15 protein-coding genes are annotated in these 16,517 nt (G+C 71.6%); 4 read left to right on the forward strand and 11 right to left on the reverse strand.

What is annotated here, in order from left to right; all coding sequences use genetic code 11:
* The first annotated feature begins 17 nt into the window (after window positions 1-17).
* The gene (locus tag ACH4EB_RS29560; RefSeq protein WP_398350982.1) at window positions 18-737 is read left to right on the forward strand and encodes an alpha/beta hydrolase; all 720 of its coding nucleotides are present in this window, start codon (window positions 18-20) and stop codon (window positions 735-737) included.
* An 85-nt stretch (window positions 738-822) separates the two neighbouring features.
* On the opposite strand, the gene ACH4EB_RS29565 is transcribed toward ACH4EB_RS29560, so the two are convergent.
* The 8 genes from ACH4EB_RS29565 to ACH4EB_RS29600 form a co-directional block, all read right to left on the reverse strand.
* Complete coding sequence (locus tag ACH4EB_RS29565; protein ID WP_398350983.1) at window positions 823-2,262, reverse strand: MFS transporter; 1,440 nt, start codon at window positions 2,260-2,262, stop codon at window positions 823-825.
* A complete protein-coding gene (locus tag ACH4EB_RS29570) occupies window positions 2,259-3,206 on the reverse strand; it encodes a nucleoside hydrolase (RefSeq protein WP_398350985.1) in 948 nt (315 codons plus the stop codon). Before ACH4EB_RS29570 ends, ACH4EB_RS29565 begins: the two co-directional genes overlap by 4 nt.
* A gap of 305 nt (window positions 3,207-3,511) precedes the next feature.
* Window positions 3,512-5,107: an ATP-dependent DNA ligase gene (locus ACH4EB_RS29575; RefSeq protein ID WP_398350986.1), complete on the reverse strand. Its 1,596-nt coding sequence runs from the start codon at window positions 5,105-5,107 to the stop codon at window positions 3,512-3,514.
* 63 nt (window positions 5,108-5,170) lie between these two features.
* A complete protein-coding gene (locus ACH4EB_RS29580; protein ID WP_398350987.1) occupies window positions 5,171-6,067 on the reverse strand; it encodes a carbohydrate ABC transporter permease in 897 nt (298 codons plus the stop codon).
* On the reverse strand, window positions 6,064-6,945 hold the full coding sequence (locus ACH4EB_RS29585) for a carbohydrate ABC transporter permease (protein WP_398350988.1): 882 nt from the start codon (window positions 6,943-6,945) through the stop codon (window positions 6,064-6,066). Before ACH4EB_RS29585 ends, ACH4EB_RS29580 begins: the two co-directional genes overlap by 4 nt.
* 41 nt (window positions 6,946-6,986) lie before the next feature.
* Window positions 6,987-8,327, reverse strand: coding sequence for an ABC transporter substrate-binding protein (locus ACH4EB_RS29590; RefSeq protein ID WP_398350989.1), 1,341 nt, complete (start codon window positions 8,325-8,327; stop codon window positions 6,987-6,989).
* Window positions 8,328-8,350: 23 nt separating this feature from the next.
* A complete protein-coding gene (locus ACH4EB_RS29595) occupies window positions 8,351-9,184 on the reverse strand; it encodes a PfkB family carbohydrate kinase (RefSeq protein WP_398350990.1) in 834 nt (277 codons plus the stop codon).
* A gap of 85 nt (window positions 9,185-9,269) precedes the next feature.
* Window positions 9,270-10,298, reverse strand: coding sequence for an SIS domain-containing protein (locus tag ACH4EB_RS29600; protein WP_398350991.1), 1,029 nt, complete (start codon window positions 10,296-10,298; stop codon window positions 9,270-9,272).
* Window positions 10,299-10,456: 158 nt separating this feature from the next.
* Here ACH4EB_RS29600 and ACH4EB_RS29605 point away from each other — a divergent pair, with 158 nt between their 5' ends.
* The gene (locus tag ACH4EB_RS29605) at window positions 10,457-11,521 is read left to right on the forward strand and encodes a LacI family DNA-binding transcriptional regulator (protein WP_398350992.1); all 1,065 of its coding nucleotides are present in this window, start codon (window positions 10,457-10,459) and stop codon (window positions 11,519-11,521) included.
* A gap of 115 nt (window positions 11,522-11,636) precedes the next feature.
* Here ACH4EB_RS29605 and ACH4EB_RS29610 read toward each other — a convergent pair whose 3' ends face one another.
* Both ACH4EB_RS29610 and ACH4EB_RS29615 read right to left on the reverse strand, forming a co-directional pair.
* A complete protein-coding gene (locus ACH4EB_RS29610) occupies window positions 11,637-11,963 on the reverse strand; it encodes a DUF1232 domain-containing protein (protein WP_398350993.1) in 327 nt (108 codons plus the stop codon).
* 330 nt (window positions 11,964-12,293) lie between these two features.
* Entirely contained in the window at window positions 12,294-13,445 is a 1,152-nt protein-coding gene (locus ACH4EB_RS29615; RefSeq protein ID WP_398350994.1) for an acyltransferase family protein, read from the reverse strand.
* A gap of 594 nt (window positions 13,446-14,039) precedes the next feature.
* Between ACH4EB_RS29615 and ACH4EB_RS29620 the strand changes: the two genes are divergently transcribed.
* Both ACH4EB_RS29620 and ACH4EB_RS29625 read left to right on the forward strand, forming a co-directional pair.
* On the forward strand, window positions 14,040-14,951 hold the full coding sequence (locus ACH4EB_RS29620) for a serine protease (RefSeq protein WP_398350995.1): 912 nt from the start codon (window positions 14,040-14,042) through the stop codon (window positions 14,949-14,951).
* Between the two features lie 387 nt (window positions 14,952-15,338).
* Entirely contained in the window at window positions 15,339-15,677 is a 339-nt protein-coding gene (locus tag ACH4EB_RS29625) for a hypothetical protein (protein ID WP_398350997.1), read from the forward strand.
* A 14-nt stretch (window positions 15,678-15,691) separates the two neighbouring features.
* Here ACH4EB_RS29625 and ACH4EB_RS29630 read toward each other — a convergent pair whose 3' ends face one another.
* Window positions 15,692-16,501 carry a DeoR/GlpR family DNA-binding transcription regulator gene (locus tag ACH4EB_RS29630; protein WP_398350998.1) on the reverse strand — a complete coding sequence of 270 codons (810 nt, stop codon included), beginning with the start codon at window positions 16,499-16,501 and terminating at the stop codon, window positions 15,692-15,694.
* Window positions 16,502-16,517 lie beyond the last annotated feature (16 nt).

Consider the following 16,517-nt stretch of genomic DNA (forward strand, 5'->3'; position numbering starts at 1 on the left):
ACAGGAGCCTCACCCTGATGCCCTCCTCCGCAGCCCGCCCGTCCTTCCTCCTCGTCCACGGCGCCTGGCACCGGTCCACGTGCTGGACCGGCCTCCAGGACGCCCTGACCGCCGAGGGTTTGCGGTCCTACACGGTCGACCTGCCCAGCGCCGGCCCGCAGGGCACGCCCACCGCCGGGGTGTACGACGACGCCGAGGCGATATCCGCGCGGCTGCGCGAGATCGACGGCCCGGTGATCGTGGTCGGTCATTCCTACGGCGGCGTTCCCGTCACCGAGGCCGCCGACCAGGCGAGCGTCGCCCACCTCGTCTACCTCGCCGCCTACATGCCGGCGGAGGGCCAGTCGCTCGGCAGTCTGCACGGCCGCGACGCGGCCAGGGGCGTGGACGTCGACAACGTCCAGCCGCCCGTCTTCGAGGACCCGCGCGCGGCGCTGTACGGGGACGTGCCGGACGACGTGGCCGAGCGGGCCATGGACCGACTCGTCGAACAGAGCCGGCGGTCGTTCCAGGAGCCGGTGACCCGCGCGGCGTGGCGGACCGTGCCCTCCACCTACGTGATCTGCGAAGGTGACCAGGCGCTCCCGCCCGCGCTGCAGACGACGATGGCCGCGAACGCCACCGCCGTCGAACGGCTCGGCACCGGCCACTCCCCCTTCCTGGCCGCGCCTGCCGAACTGGCCGCCCTGCTCGGGCGGATCGCCTCCGGTGTCCTGACGGCCGCCACCGAGGGCTGACGCGCAGCGGCCCGGCCCCTCCTCGGGCGAGGAGGGGCCGGGCCGTCCGGTGCCGCTGATCCGACCAGGGTTATGACACAGGCGCTCAGTCGTGCGCTTCGGCCTCCACCGGCTTCGGGATCAGGAACGACGCCACGAGGGCGACGGCCATGATGACGACGCCGGCGATCATTCCGGCGGTGTAACCGGAGGCGGACGACGGGTCGTCGGCCGGCATGGCGGTCTTGACCGCGTACAGGGCGGCGAAGCTGAGGCCGGAGCCGAGGTTGAAGGCACCGGCGTTCAGGCCCGGCAGAAAGCCCGGGTTCTCCTTGGGCGACAGCACGATGCCGAGCCCGTTGAGCACGATGTTGGCCACGCCCGCGTAGGTGATGCCCACCAGGATGGAGGCGGCCAGCAGCAGCCCCCGCGAGTGGGCGGAGAGCGTGACGATCATCAGCACGACGGTCGCCGCCGCGCCGACGAGCCCCAGCCGCAGGATGCGGCCGTAGCCGTACGTCGCCGCGAGTCGGCCGGCGATCGGGCCCATGGCCAGGCCCGCGATGGCGTACGGGGTGAGCGTCCACCAGGCGGACTGCTCGGCCGACATGCCGAGTCCGGCCTGCGCGTCCTGCGCGAAGGCGGGGATGAGCCCGTTCATGACGGCGAACACGCCCGTCATCGTCAGCATCGTGGTCAGCAGCGTCGCCCAGGTCGAGCGCTGCCGCAGGTGCCGGGTCGCGACCAGGGGGTGTCCGGAGCGGTCCTCGGTCCGCCAGAACAGCCGGAACGCGACTGCCGCCACGATCACCAGGACCGCGATGAGCGGCCAGTTCGCGGCGGCCAGCTTGCCCGCCTCGTTGAGCGCAACGAGCAGCGACCCGACCGAAACGACGAGCAGCACGACGCCCGGCCAGTCCATCCGATGGCTGTCCGGTGCCTTGGACTCGGGGACCAGGGCCGCGACGAGGGCGGCCGCGATCGCGGCGACGACGGCCATGGCCCAGAAGACCGCGGCGAAGCCGTGCCGGTCGGCGAGGTAGCCGCCGGCGAGGGAGTCGACACCGGCGATGCCGCCGTTGACCGCGGTGATCACGCCGAGCAGGGTGCCGTACCGCTTGGGCTCGGTGACCTCGACCCGCAGCATGATCAGGCACAGCGGTACGGTCGGCCCGGACACCCCCTGGATGACGCGGCCGACGAACAGCATCGGCACGCTCTGCGCCAGCGCCGCCACGACGCAGCCGACGACCATCAGGACCATCATCCCGGCGAGCACCCGGCGGCGGCCGACGATGTCGCCGAGCCGCGGCAGGAACAGCGAGAACAGCGCCGCGGAGGTGAAGAACGCGGTCTGGGTGAGCCCGATCTCGGCGGAGGTGGCGCCGAGGCTGTCCTCGATGCTCTTCAGCGCGGGGCTGAGCATGCTGGCGTTGAGCTGGAAGGCGACACAGGCCGTCAGCAGCGCGGTGACCAGCACGCCGATCCGTACGGAACGCCCCGGCCCCGTCGTCCCGGCGGGCCGGGCGATGTGCGGCGCGCTCATGCCTCGACGTCGCCGATGCGCTCAAGGGCGTCCACCACGAGGTTCCAGAACCGTTCGTGGTCGAGCTTGACCGCGACCTGGGTGCGGCAGTCCTCGGGGAGCGGCCAGCGGAAGTCGGTGACGGTCATGCCCATGGTCAGGCCGCCGGTCAGCTCGATGTCCACGGGGGCCTTGCGTACGGTCATCACGTCCGGGTCGATGACGTAGGCGACGGCGCACGGGTCGTGCACCGGCGGGTACTCGAAGCCCTGGTTCTCCCGGTAGGCGTCGCGGAAGAAGTCCAGCAGTTCCAGGACGAAGGCGGCGGGCTTGGTGCCGACCTCGGCGATCTTCTTGGTGACCTCGGGGGTCGCCAGCGCCTGGTGCGTCAGGTCGAGCCCGACCATGGTGACCGGCCAGCGCTCGTTGAAGACGATGTGCGCGGCGTGCGGGTCGATGACGATGTTGAACTCGGCGACCGCGCTCCAGTTGCCCTCGTGGAAGCCGCCGCCCATCAGGACGACCTCGCGGACGCGCTCGGCGATCCGGGGCTCCTTGCGCACGGCGAGGGCGATGTTGGTCAGGCCCGCGGTGGGGACGATGGTGATCTCGCCCGGTTCGTGCGACATCACCGTGTCGATGATGAGGTCGACGGCGTGCCGGCGGTCGAGCTCGATGTCCGGCTCGGGCAGGTCCGGACCGTCCAGTCCGGTGTCGCCGTGGATCTCGGGCGCGTTCTCGATGGTCCGTACGAGGGGGCGCGGGGACCCGGCCGCGAAGGGCACGCCGGTGATCCCGGCGATGCGGGCCACGGACAGCGCGTTGCGGGTGACCTTCTCCAGGGTCTGGTTCCCGACGACGGTCGTCACGGCGACCAGGTCGATGTCGGGATTGCCGTACGCCAGGAGCATGGCGATCGCGTCGTCGTGCCCGGGGTCGCAGTCGAGAATGATCTTTCTGGCCAACGGAAGAGCCCCTTTGCTCTGACTGAAGGTGTTGAAGTGGATCTCTTGGCGCACAGCAGAAGGGCTGTTACCGAAAGAGCGCGTACGGACGGCGGCGCACCGGCCCGGCGGACAGGACCGACCACGGCTGGTGCTGCCGGGCACCTCCCCTTCGACACGGATCGGGAAATCGATTTCACGGCGGCGGTGCCGCCGTCCAAGGCCCTGACCAGCGATCGAGGCCCTGTCCGTCATAGTGCCAGAGCAAACGGGCGGGGTGGGCATCCGGGCCGCCGCAGGGCCCCACCCGCCTCGCGGGCCCCGGATCAGCCGTCGCGGTCCGGCTCCATGGAGGCTTCCGGTCCGGTGGACGCCTCCGGCCCCGACCGGTCGTGCGCGGCGAGGACCGTCTCGATCGAGTCCGCCTCGGCGGCCGTCTTGTCCTCGCGGTAGCGCAGGACCCGGGCGAAGCGCAGCGTCACGCCCGCCGGGTAGCGGGTCGAGGTCTGCAAGCCGTCGTACGCGATCTCGACGACCAGCTCGGGGCGTACGGTCACGACGTAACCGCTCTCGTCCACCGCCAGCTCGCGCAACCGCTCCGTCTGCCAGGCCAGGAGGGCGTCGGTGAGGCCCTTGAAGGTCTTGCCGAGCATGACGAACGTGCCGTCCGGGCCGCGTGCGCCGAGGTGGAGGTTGGAGAGCTTGCCGGTGCGGCGGCCGTGCCCCCATTCGGCGGCCAGCACCACCAGGTCGAGGGTGTGCACCGGCTTCACCTTCAGCCAGGCCGCGCCGCGGCGGCCCGCGCTGTACGGCGCGTCCAGCGCCTTGACCATGACGCCTTCGTGGCCGCGGCGCAGCGTCTCGGTCCAGAAGTCCTCGGCGGCCCGGCGGGCAGCGGCGTCGGCCGGGTCGTCGACCACCGTCCGGCGCACCCGCCGCTCCTCCGGGACCAGCCGCACCAGTTCCGCGTGCCGCCGGTCGCCGGGCAGGTCCAGGAGGTCGTGTCCGTCCACGGCCAGCACGTCGAAGAAGACCGGGGACAGCGGCAGCGCGGCCCGTGCGGCGGCCACGTCCACGCGCGAGCCGAAACGGCCCGCGATCCGCTGGAACGGCAGCGGGCGTCCGTCGTCGCCGAGCGCGATCACCTCGCCGTCCAGGACGAAGCAAGGCGCCTCCAGGGCGAGCGCCGCCTCGGTGATCTCGGGGAGCCGGTCGGTGACGTCGTCGAGGGTGCGGGTGTAGATCCGTACGTCCGGGCCGTCGCGGTGCACCTGCACCCGGATGCCGTCCAGCTTCTCCTCGACGGCACACCGCCCGGCCTTGTCGACCGCCTCGGCCACGGATTTCGCGCCGTGCGCGAGCATCGGCCCGACGGGGCGCCCGACCGTCAGCCGGAACTCGGCCAGCGCCGAAGGCCCCTCGGCGAGCAGGCCGCGGGCGACCTCCTCCAGGGACCCGGCCAGCATGACGGCCCGCCGTACGTCCCCGACGGGCACCTCGGCCGCCGCGGCGATCGCCTCGGCGGCGATGGCGTCGAGCGCGCCCTGCCGTACCTCGCCGGTCAGCAGGCCGACGAGGAAACGTTGCTCCTCCGCGGTCGCCGCGCCCAGCAGCTCCTGGACGAGGCGGCGCCGCTCGGTCTGGGAACCGGGCCCCGCGACGGCGGCCAGGGCGGTCAGGGCCGCGTCGGTGCCGAGCACGGTCAGGGTGGCGGTGTCCGCGGCCGGTACAGGGTCCCGCAGGACGCTCCAGCCGACCCCGATACGGCCCTGCGGCAGCCGCCCGGCCAGGTAGGCGATGGCCACCGGCGCGTCCTCGGGGGCGGCCCGGCGGAACAGTTCGGCCAGCAGTCGGATCTTTCGGGACCGCGCCGAGGTGGCGGCGACCTCCCCGGACACTTGGGCGAGACGAGCCAGCAGCATGCAGCCATCCTGCAACGGCGCCGCCGCCCCCGCACGATCACCGGCGCCGCCCTCGCACCCCGCTCACCTCCCGATCCCCTCGGACAGCCCCCGCACGAAGTGCCGCTGGGCGACCAGGAAGATCACGATCATGGGCAGCGCGGCGATGGTCAGGCCCGCGAAGAGCATCGGCCAGTCGGAGTTGAGACGCCCGGCCATGTCGGCCAGCCCCACGGGCAGGGTCTTGAGGTGGTCGTCGGTGATGAAAACGAGCGCGAAGGCGTATTCGTTCCACGAGAAGAGCGCCTGAAGCAGCGCCGCGGAGACCAGGATCGGGCGGGCCATCGGCACGACCACGCGCCAGAACGTCTGCCGATGGCTCGCCCCGTCGATCAGGGCCGCCTCCTCCACCTCCACCGGCTGGCCCAGCAGGTAGGCGCGGATCAGGAAGGTGGTGAAGGGCACCTTGAAGGCGGTGTAGAGGACGATCAGCGCCCCGTACGTGTCGTAGATGTGCAGCGCCTGGAGGAGCTGCGTCAGCGGGACCAGCGCCACGGTCGGCGAGAGCATCATGGCGCCGAGGACGAGCAGCAGCGCCGGCTGGGAGCAGGGAATGGCGAGCCGGGTCAGTCCGTACGCCGCCCAGGCGCTGATCAGGACGACGGCGAGGACGCTGGCGGCGGTGACGAGCGCGCTGTTGAGCAGATAGCCGAGCACCCCTTGGTGCCACGCGTCGGCGTAGGTCCCCCAGTCGGGGTGCGCGGGCAGCCCCCACGGGTCGGAGAAGATCTCCCCATTGGTCTTCAGGCCGGACAGGGCCATCCAGCACAGCGGATAGAGGACCGCGACGACGAGCGCGGCGAGCCCGCAGTACGTGAGGACGCGCAGGGCCACCGAGCCGGGACGGGCGGGCCGGCGGCGCTCGCCGGGTGCGGCGGGCGGGGCCTCGGCCGGTGCGGGTTCGTGCAGGGTCAGGGTCATGCCGCTGCCGCCTTCCGGCGCGAGTGGAGGAGCTGGACGGCACCGGCCACGAAGGTGATGACGAACAGGACGGTGCCGATGGCCGCGGCGTACCCCATGTCGTCGCCGGTGAAGGCGCTGGTGTACAGCCAGGTGCCCAGCGTCTGGCTGGAGTTGGAGGGGCCGCCGCCGGTCATCACCATCACCTCGTTGAACACGAGGAACGCGCCGGAGACGGTGAGGATGACGAGCAGGGTCGTCATCTCGCGGACCATCGGGACGGTGACGGCGAAGAAGGTGCGCACCCGGCCCGCGCCGTCCACGGTCGCCGCCTCGTACAGCTCGCGCGGGATGCGCTGGACGGCGACCGTCAGCAGCATCGTGGTGTAGCCGAAGGACTGCCACTGGCTCATGGTGACGACGCCCCAGAGGGAGGTGGCCGGGTCGCCGAGCCAGTCGTGGGCGAAACGGCCGAGGCCCAGGGCTTGCAGCGCGCTGTTGAACAGGCCCGCGTCGGGCTGGTAGAGGAACTGGAAGAGCAGGCCGGCGACCGTCATGGAGACGGCGGCGGGGATGAAGTACACCGTCCGCAGCAGTCCGCGCAGCCGCCGTCCGATGATCCCTTCCAGGATCGCGGCCAGCACCAGTGCCGTCCCCACCTGGAAGATCACCGAGGTGACGGCGTATCCGAGGTTGTTGGCCAGCGCCTTCCAGAAGACGGGGTCCTGGAGGGCCTGCCGGTAGTTCTCCAGGCCGACATAGCGCATACCGGGCTGGAAGACGCTGAACTTGAAGAGGCTGAGCCGGATGTTCTCCACGATCGGGTAGTAGACGAACAGGGCGATCAGGGCGAGGGCGGGGGCGGCGTACAGGGCGTGGCGGAATCGGCGTCGCCGCATGAGGGCGGCACCTCCTTCGGGGCGTCGGGGCGTACGGGGAGTCAGTTCCGGACGCGGAAACGGTGGGCCTGCCGCGCGCCCTCGCGTACCTGGCGCACCGCCTGTGCCGCGTCGGCGCGGCCCCCGAGGACGGCTTCGGCCGCCGAGAGATACGGGTTGACGATCTTGTCGTCGGCCACGGTGTCGAGCCAGAGGGCGATGTTCCGGCCGGCGAGCGTGCGCTGCGCCGCGGGCAGCCCCTTCAGGCGTGCGGCGCCCGCCGTGCCCTTGACCGCGCTGAGCCAGCCCAGGTCGCGCACCATCGTGCGGGCCTGGCCCCGGCTGGTGAGGAACTTCAGGAAGTCGACGGCGAGTGCCTTGTTCGGGGAGGAGTTGGCGACGAGCAGCCCGTCCGCTCCCCCGGCGACGGCCCGGGCGGAGCCCGCGGCGCCCGGTACGGCGGGCATGGTGAAGAAGTCCCAGCTCTTCGCGAACTTCTCCGGGGCGCCGCCCTCGGCGCTCAGATAGGAGAACTCCAGGGTCTCCAGATACTGCATCGCGGCCTTGCCGTACAGCAGCCGGGTCTGCGCGGACTCGTGGCTCATGCTCGTACCGGACGGCCCCATACAGTGCTTCTTGAGCTGGGCGAGGTCGTCGAAAGCACGCTCATAGCCGGGGTGGCTGAAGGCTTCCGTACCTCCGGCGCCGTCGTAGTCCCTGGCCAGGACGGCGGCGGGCACCTCCATGGCGTTGAACTGGGTGAGCAGGTGCCCGGCGGGCCAGCCGTACTGGTTGCCGAAGGCGAGCGGGGTGCGGCCCGCCGCGGAGACGCGGTCGCAGGCTTCGAGGAGTTCGGGGAACGTCCGCGGCGCCCGCTCGACCCCGGCCGCGGCGAAGATCTCCTTGTTGTACGCGACGACCTTGGCGTCCATGTCGAGCGGTACCCCGTACCGGCGCCCGCCGAAGGTGAACGCGTCCAGCGCGTCCGCCTCGAACGTCCGGCCCCACGCGGTGTTCCGGAGCGGTTCCGACAGGTCGGCGGCGAGCTTGCCGTCGGCGAACTTGCGTGCGTACCGGCCGGGCCAGGAGAAGTAGATGTCGGGCAGCTCCCGGGACGCGGCCAGCACCGCGATGCGGTCCTTGTACGGCTGGTCGCCCACGGCCCGGAGGTCGATGGTCACGCCCGGGTTCCGGCGCTCGTAGGCGCGGACCGCGCTGCGGAAGTACGGGGCGTACTCCGGATCGGCCCACTTCTCCAGGACGGTGAGGTGCCCGCGTGGGGGCCCGTCGAGGACGAAGTCGTTCGGGGTGACGCGGACGGGGGCCTGCCCGCACCCGCTGACCAGCAGCGTCAGCAGGGTGACGAGCAGGCAGCCGGCGACGGCGGCGGGAGTGCGGCGCATCGGCTCTCTCCTGGCGAGAGGGGTCAGGGACATCGGGACGGGTCGCGGGGGCGCGCGCCGTCGAGGGCGAGGGGCCGGCCGAAGGCGCCGGGCAGGGTGCACACCGCCGCGGCGTACGTGGCGGCGTACCCGGCCGCGTCGGCGAGCGGCCGGCCGCGGTGCAGGGCGAGGTGCAGGGCGGCGATGAAGGAGTCGCCGGCGCCGAGGGTGTCGGTGGCGTGGACGGGCACCACCGGCTGGTGGTGCGTGGTGCCCTCGTACGACAGGTACGCGCCCCGGGAGCCGCGCGTCACGACCGCCAGCTTGGCGCCGAGGCGGTGCGCGGCGGTCAGCAGCCCGGTGGCCTCGTCCGCGTCGGCGTCGGGCCGGGAGAGGACGGCGCCGCGTACGAAGGGCAGCAGCGGTTGCGCGTAACTCCAGGGCCGGTCCGAGAAGTCGAAGCTCACCGGGCAGGCGGCGGCCAGCCGCGGCAGGTGCTCCTCCATGCCGCTGCAGTCGCCGGTGTGCACCAGGTCGAAGCCGCGCAGCCAGCGCAGGTCGGCCTCGTCCGGGGTGAAGAGGGAGATCGTCTCGTCGCAGTCGCCGAAGGTGCGGTTGCCGTCCTGGTCGAGGTGGACGGTGGCGTAGGCGTTGGGTCCTTCGGCGATACGGGACCGTTCCGTCGATACGCCTTCGGCCGCCAGGGCCGCCCGTACGTGCCGGCCGGCCGCGTCGCTTCCGGTGACGCCGAGGTACGCGGCCTCGGCACCGCAACGTGCCGCGTGGACCGCCACGTTGAGGGCGTTGCCACCCGGGTACATCAGTCCACGCCGGGGGTAGCGATCGACGACGTTGTCGCCGAGTCCGCAGATGCGCATACCGCTCTTTCCTCCAGTGGGCTCCGGTGGGGCCCGGCCCGGCGCGCCGACGCGCACCGGGCCGGACGGACGCGGCGGCGCGGGCTCAGTACTCGACCCGGAACATGTAGCGGCGCTTGTCGAGGTCGTGGCCGCGCACGGACTCGTAGTGGCGGGCCAACCGGGTGCCGAAGACGTCCAGCGCGATGGGGGTGATGTCGCCGCGCACCTCCACCGGCACGCCGGGCAGCGAGAAGATCCTGGAGTCGACGTGGTGCGCCTTGCGGGTGTACTTGTCGAGGAACGCCTTGGTGCGTTCGGCCATCGGGCGGGTGGCGTCCTCGCCGAGGAAGAGGATCACCGGCTGGTCCTCGGTGACGACCTCGAAGGCGCCGTGGAAGAACTCACCGGCGTGGTAGCTGCCGCCGTGCTTCCACTGCATCTCCATCAGGTAACACATGGTGAAGCCGTAGCCCGCCCCGTAGTTGGGTCCCGCGGAGAGCACGTACGTCACCGGCTCGTCGGCCAGTGCGGTGGCGATGCGGTGGGCGAGCGCCTCGCCCTCCTCCTGGGCGGTGTACAGGGCGTCGGGCAGCGCTTCGTACGCCTTGCGCACCGCCGCGTAGTCACCTGCCGCCCCCGTCTTCTCCAGCAGCGCGTAAGCGAGTTGCCCGAAGAGCACGCCCTTGGGGGCGACGACGGTCTCCTCGCTGCGGTACGTGAAGGCGATGTCCGCGGCCCGCGCCAGGGGGCTGTCGGCGTCGCGGGTGAGCGCGGCGACCCGGGCGCCGGTGGAGCGGGCGTAGTGGGCAGCGGCGACGGTCTCCTTGGTGGTGCCGGTGTGCGAGGAGACGAGGACGAGGGACCCCGCGCCGAGCAGCGCGGGCCTGCGCAGGTTGAACTCGTCGCTGTTCATCTGGAAGACGGGGAAATCGGCGCGGGTCTCCAGGAGGAAGTGCACCGGGTAGGAGGCGGTGAGCGAGCCTCCGCAGCCGACGAGGAAGACGTTGCGCAGTCCGTTCTCGACGGCCTCGGCCACGAAGGCGCGGGCCGTCTCGTGCTGGCTCAGGGCGAAGGCCACGGCCTCCTTGAAGTCCTCGGTGATGGGCTTGAGGGGCAGGGTTGCGGTGGTCACGCGGATCCTCTCCGAGCAGTTTGGGAACGTTCCCAACCGAGACCGGGAACGCCCCTCGACGTAGTCTTGGGAACGTTCCCACCGGGAATGCCGGGTACCTTCCCACCGCCGTCGGCGGAGCGTCAATACCCCTGCACAGCCGATAACCTGGCGAGGCCATGACGACGAACCGACGCAGCGGCCCGCATCGGCCCGCCACGATCCCCGACGTCGCCCGCGAGGCGGGCGTCTCCCGGTCCACCGCCTCCCGGGCCCTCGCCGACTACGGCTCCGTCAGCCCCGAGGCCCGCGAACGCGTACGGGCCGCCGCGCGGAAACTCGGCTACCGTCCCAACCAGCTCGCCCGGTCCATGATCACCGGCCGGACGCACACGCTGGGCGCGGTCATCGCCGACATCCAGAACCCCTTCTTCGCGGGCGTCACCCGTGGCATCACCGACGCCGCCCGGGCCGCCGGCTACCAGATCCTGCTGGCCAACACCGACGAGGACCCGGCGGCCGAACGGGCCGCCGTGAAGATGCTGCGCGACAAGCACGTCGACGGCCTGATCGTCGCCCCCGCCTCCACCACGGACACCGGCCATCTCACCGCCGCGCACACCGGCGGCTGTCCGGTCGTCCTCCTCGACCGCCGGGTGCCCCGCCTCGACCTGGACTCCGTCACCGTCGACAACCACGGCGCGGCACAGGACGCGGTACGCCGCCTGCTCGCCATGGGGCACCGCCGCATCGCCCTGGTCAGCCTGGTCGGCAACGACGCCACCGACGACCCCGTGGACCCCGGCTCCACGGGTCTCGCGCGCATAGCGGGCTACCGCGCCGCCCTGCGCGAAGCGGGCATCGCCGACACCGAGACCTATCTGCGCACCGGCGCCTTCCACGGCCGGGACCCGGCCCTGCTCGCCCACGACCTGCTGGCCTCCCCCGAGCCGCCCACCGCCGTCTTCGCGACGGACAGCCTGATCGCCCTGGGCGTCCTGTCCGCCGCACGGGAGCTGAGCCTGCGTGTCCCGGAAGACCTGTCCGTGATCACCTTCGACGACACCGACTGGGCCCGCGCCGTACGCCCCCGCATCAGCGTCGTCGCCCAGCCCGTCCAGGAGCTGGGCACCCGGGCCGTACAGGCCCTGATCGCCCGCGTCCAGGGCAGCGCCCACCACCCCGAACACCTCACGCTGCCCACGGAATTCATCGAGCGGGAGTCGGTCGGGCGGGCGCGGTGAGCGGAGTGAGGAGCGGCGGAGAGAGCGCGGACCTGAGCGCCGGGGCCGCCTGTTCCGGCGCGGAGGACGGCGAGTTGCCGGCCGGACGGCCCCGCCACCGCCCGGCCGTACACCGTCACGCCCCCGCCTCCACCTCCGGTGACGCCGCCGACCGCTTCTCCTTGTGTACGCCCGAGGCCGCGGCCGCCGCCTGTAGCGAGCGGAGGGCCAGCAGGAGTACGCCGATGTCGTCGAGCAGGACCGGGTCCGGCAGCAGGTCGACCGGGGAGATCACGTAGAGCAGCGCGCCCCAGTACGCGACCTTGTTCTCCAGCGGTACACCCGCGTCGCGCAGGGCGCTGCGTGCGCGGACCACCTTGACCAGCAGCACGATCGCGGCGCCGGCCATCGCCGCGAGCAGAACCGCCAGGATCACCACGATCGCCCACATCTCACCGCTCATCCCTGACGTCTTCCCTTCGTCGTGTGGGGAATGCCGGCCGGCCCCGGCTTTCTTCGTCCGGTGTTGCCGGTACCCACGTCAACGAGTGAACGGAGAAGGCGAAACGGCGTAAGCGGAGGAGCGCGGGGAAGGGCGTACGAGGCGGGTGGGGTGGGAGTTTTCTCCGGGTTCCCCAATACGTGCCACTGAGACTACCCCCGGGATGGGGCCGGAATGTCCGGGAATGGCACGGAGTTGCCCCGAAGCCGCCCAGAATTGCTCTGCGGAGTTGCCCTGGCGGCATTCATGGAGTGAATCCCCCCTCCGACCGCCCCCGGTCGCCCCCAGCCGTCAGTGCAGCAATTCCGGATCCGGTTTCCGCTCCTCCCGTATGACTTCCTTGCGTTGCTCCACCGGCCCTCCCGAGGGGACGCCGCCCCCTTTCCCCCGGGAATGGAAGCGCATTTCCTCCACGCTTTTCTGCATGGACACCCGGAGTTTCCTGCCGAGCGGCCGTTCCACGAAGCGGTGCACCAGCCAGGAAAGGGCCAGCATGAGGACGACGATCGCCGGCAGCAGAAGGAGCGCGGGCACCCGGTCGCGCAGCAGGTCGATCAGGGTGAAACCGACGTACATGTGGAGCAGGTAGAGCGGATAGGTGAGCGATCCGGCCGTGGACAGCCAGCGCCACTGGAGTCCGTCGAACCAGCCGAGCGCGATGGCGGCCATCAGCGCGAAGGCCGCCAGGACGGCCAGCCGTACCGGCCACCCCTCGGCCACGTCCGCCTTCGCGCCGAGATTCATCACCAGCCGGCCGTGCAGATAGTGCTGGGCCAGCAGGAAGGAGACCGCGACGATCGCCCACAACAGGACGGTGGGCCGGAAGCGGTGCATGAGGTAGAAGGCGATGCCCGCGATGAAGTACGGGGAGTACGGCGCGATCGCCCACACCGAGAGCAGGTCACTGTTGGACTTCAGCGCCACCACCCCGGCCACGGTCCACAGGCCGCAGAAGAGCACACAACGGCGGTACGTGACCCCGCGGAAGACCACGACCGCGAACAGCAGGTAGAACTTCAATTCGATGAACAACGTCCAGTAGGCGTCGTCCACGTCGGGCACACCGAGCCCCTGCTGGAGCATGGTGAGATTGGTCAGAACCGTTTCCCAGTTGTCCGCGCTGCGGACGTTCGGCCACACCGTCAGCACCGCCGCCGTCAGCAGCACGGCAACCCAGTAGGCCGGATAGAGGCGGGAAACGCGGGATGTCACGAAATCACCCAGGGAGCGCCCCCACGCGCTCATGCAGATGACGAACCCGCTGATCAGAAAGAAGACTTCGACGCCCAGCCACCCGTACTCCGACAGGTGGTGGACGAGCGGGGAGAATGCCTGCGGATCGTCACCCCAGCCGTCGCGCAGGGTGATGTAGTGATACGCCAGGACCATCAAGGCGGCCAGCAGCCGTAGCCCGTCGAGGATACGCAGTCTGGGCCGCCGCACCTCTCCCTGCGGGCCGGGAGGGTGTTGGGGCGCGGCGTAAAGCATCCGGGTCCTTAACGACGGTGCGGCGGCAACCTGTCCGTGTTTGACGGTAAACAGCGGAAAATGCGCGAACGGATCGCGGAGTTTAGCGTACGACACCTCACCTGCCTCATGTCCACAACGTTCGCGAACTTCCCGGAGTCGGCTGCGGTGCAGGTCAACGGGGTATCGCCGGACAGGGCGGGGCGCGTTCGTGAGAAGCGCATGAGAAATCGGCGCGGCAGTCAACCGTGCGGAGACAAAAGGCGTCGCGTCCGGAGACCCGCCCGCCCCCGAGCCGCTCCGGAGCGGCGGGCCGGGAGCGAGCGGGGAGCCGACCGGCACCACGCGGCGGCAGGCCGGGATGGGTACGGCGGCGTCCGGCGTCCCCCACGACGGCGCACGGCCCCCGCCCCGTCATGCCCCGCCCCACCCTCCCCTCCGCCCCCTCTCCTGACCCGAACAACTTTCCGCCGGTTACGGCGAAGTTGTTGCCAGCGGCATCGGTTGCCCCAACAATGCGCACGTCAAAGCCGAAGGAACTTCGGCCACGGATTCTGAGAGGACCCCCACATGAGAAGCCCTCTCGTCGGTGCCCTGGCCACGGCCGTCCTGGGTACCGCGGCCCTCGTGGGCACCGCCGGAACCGCCGGTGCCGCCACGCCCGCGGACGCCACCGGGCACCCGGCGACGCCCTCGCTGACGCGCACGACGGACGCCACGCTCGCCGGAGCCGATGCGGCGGCTCCCCGGGCCGTGTCCTTCGCCGGCACGGTGGCGCTCAGCAACTGCTCCGGCTCGATCGTGCGGATGCCCACCTCGACCGACAACGACCCGGCCCTGGTCATGTCCAACGGGCACTGCCTGGAAACCGGGATGCCCGGTGCGGGCGAGGTCATCGTCGACCGGCCCTCCAGCCGCAGCTTCACCGTGCTCAGCGCCTCGGCCGGCAACCTCGGCACGGTACGCGCCACCAAGATCGCCTACGGCACGATGACCGACACCGATGTCTCGCTGTACGAACTCTCCTCCACCTACGCCCAGATCAAGCAGCGCTACGGCATCCAGGCGCTGGACATGGCCACCACCCACCCGGTGAAGGGCGCCGCGATCAGCGTCGTCTCCGGTTACTGGAAGAAGACCTACAACTGCAATGTGGACGGCTTCGCCTACCGGCTGAAGGAAGGCGACTGGACCTGGAAGGACTCGGTCCGCTACACCGCCCCGTGCAAGGTCATCGGCGGCACCTCCGGATCGCCGGTGATCGACGTGGCCTCCGGCAAGGTGGCGGCCGTCAACAACACGATCAATGAGAGCGGCCAGCGCTGCACGATGAACAACCCGTGCGAGGTGGACGCCAACGGCCAGGTGAGCGTGCGCCGGGGCATCGGCTACGCGCAGGAGACGTACGAGATACCCAAGTGCTTCGGCACCGGCAACAAACTCGACCTGGGACGGCCGGGCTGCGTCCTGCCCAAGCCGTGACCCCCCACCGGCGGGCACCCCGCGTGCCCGCCGGTGCGGTCACCCGCCGGGCGGTCCCACTCGTGTCCGGTGTCCGTTTCCCCGACGCTTCCTCTTCGCGCGGCGGCCCCGGCTGCCCGACCGCTTCGGGGCCATCGGGCCCTGCGCGCCCGGTGTCGCACCGCCGTATGCCGGGCGGCGGCCGCCTTCACCCGGTGGAGTGACGCGGCCGAGGGCGCGTGCGAAGCGCGCCCGCCGGGGCCCGGGGCGTGCACGTGGCGGTGCGGGTCCGCCGGTGCCGCCGGGTGCGGACAGTCCCGGCGCCGGCACCCCACGCGTCCCCCCGGCGGAACGACACCGCGGCCGGGCCTCCGGGCGGCGCGGGCGACGGTGTGGCACCGTCGGACCATGAACGCGGCATCCGACATCCGGTCCCAGGCCACCACCCTCGCCCGCGACCTCGGCGGGCCGTGGCAGCCGGACGACGCCGACCGCAACCTGGCCCTGGCCCTGGTCCTCGCCCGGGACGACAACGGCGGCCGGCTCACCGCCCCCCTCATCACCCACATCCTGCTGAGCGCCTCCTGGGGCCTGAAGCCCATCGGCGCCATGTACCAGCTCATGGCCTGCACCGCCGATGTCCTCGACGATCCCGTGCAGTGCGACTCCGACGCCGGCCGGGAGGCCCTGACCGACGTCAACCGCCTGCTCGACACGGTTGCCGCCCTGCCCCCGGAGGGCCTCTGAGCCAGGCGCCCGGCTCACCCCGTGCCCGGCTCGACGACCTGGACGGCGGTGCCGGTGTCCCGGAGGGCCGCCAGTTCCGCGGCGGGGGTGGCGGTGTCGGTGACGACCGCCCCGTAGCGGGCGGCGGTGCCGTACCGGTACGTGGCCCGCTTGCCGAACTTGGAATGGTCCACGGCCAGTACGGCCTCGTCGGCGGCGGCCAGCATCGCCTCCTTGACGTCGGCGTACTCCCGCAGCGGGTGGAAGAGCCGCCCGTCGAGGACGGCGGTGGCGGACATCAGCACCAGGTCGGCGTGGAGCCGGGACAGTTCGCGGGTGACCTCCGGGCCGGTGCAGGAGTTGAACTCGCTCTGATAGCGGCCGCCGAGCAGTGTGACGTCCACGCCGGGTGCCGCGCCCAGCCGCTGCGCCAGGCCGACGGAATTGGTGACCACGGCGAGCCGCGCGGCCGGGCCCCGCCGGGCCAGCATCGCGGCCAGGGGGTAGAGGGTGGTGGAGTCGTCCATCAGCAGGGTGCTGCCCGGTGCGATCCGGTCGGCCACCGCGGCGCACAGCGCCGTCTTGGCCGCCAGGCCGACGCTCTCCCGGAAGCGGGTGGCGGTCTCCATGGTCAGGGCGGGGAAGGCGACGGCCCGCCCCCGCTCCTTCCGGAGCAGGTGGCGTCCGGCGAGGTCGTCGAGGTCGCGGTGCATCGTCATCAGGCTGACGCCGAAGCGGTCGGCGAGCGCGTCGATGCGCAGGGCGCCGTGATCGGCGACGTACCGCAGGACGGCCTGCCGCCGCTGTTCGACGGCGGCCTGCGAGAGCCGTGCCTTGGCGGGCATCCGGCGTTCCTTCCCT

The sequence above is a fragment of the Streptomyces sp. NPDC018045 genome, assembly GCF_044327445.1.
Classification (GTDB): Bacteria; Actinomycetota; Actinomycetes; order Streptomycetales; family Streptomycetaceae; genus Streptomyces.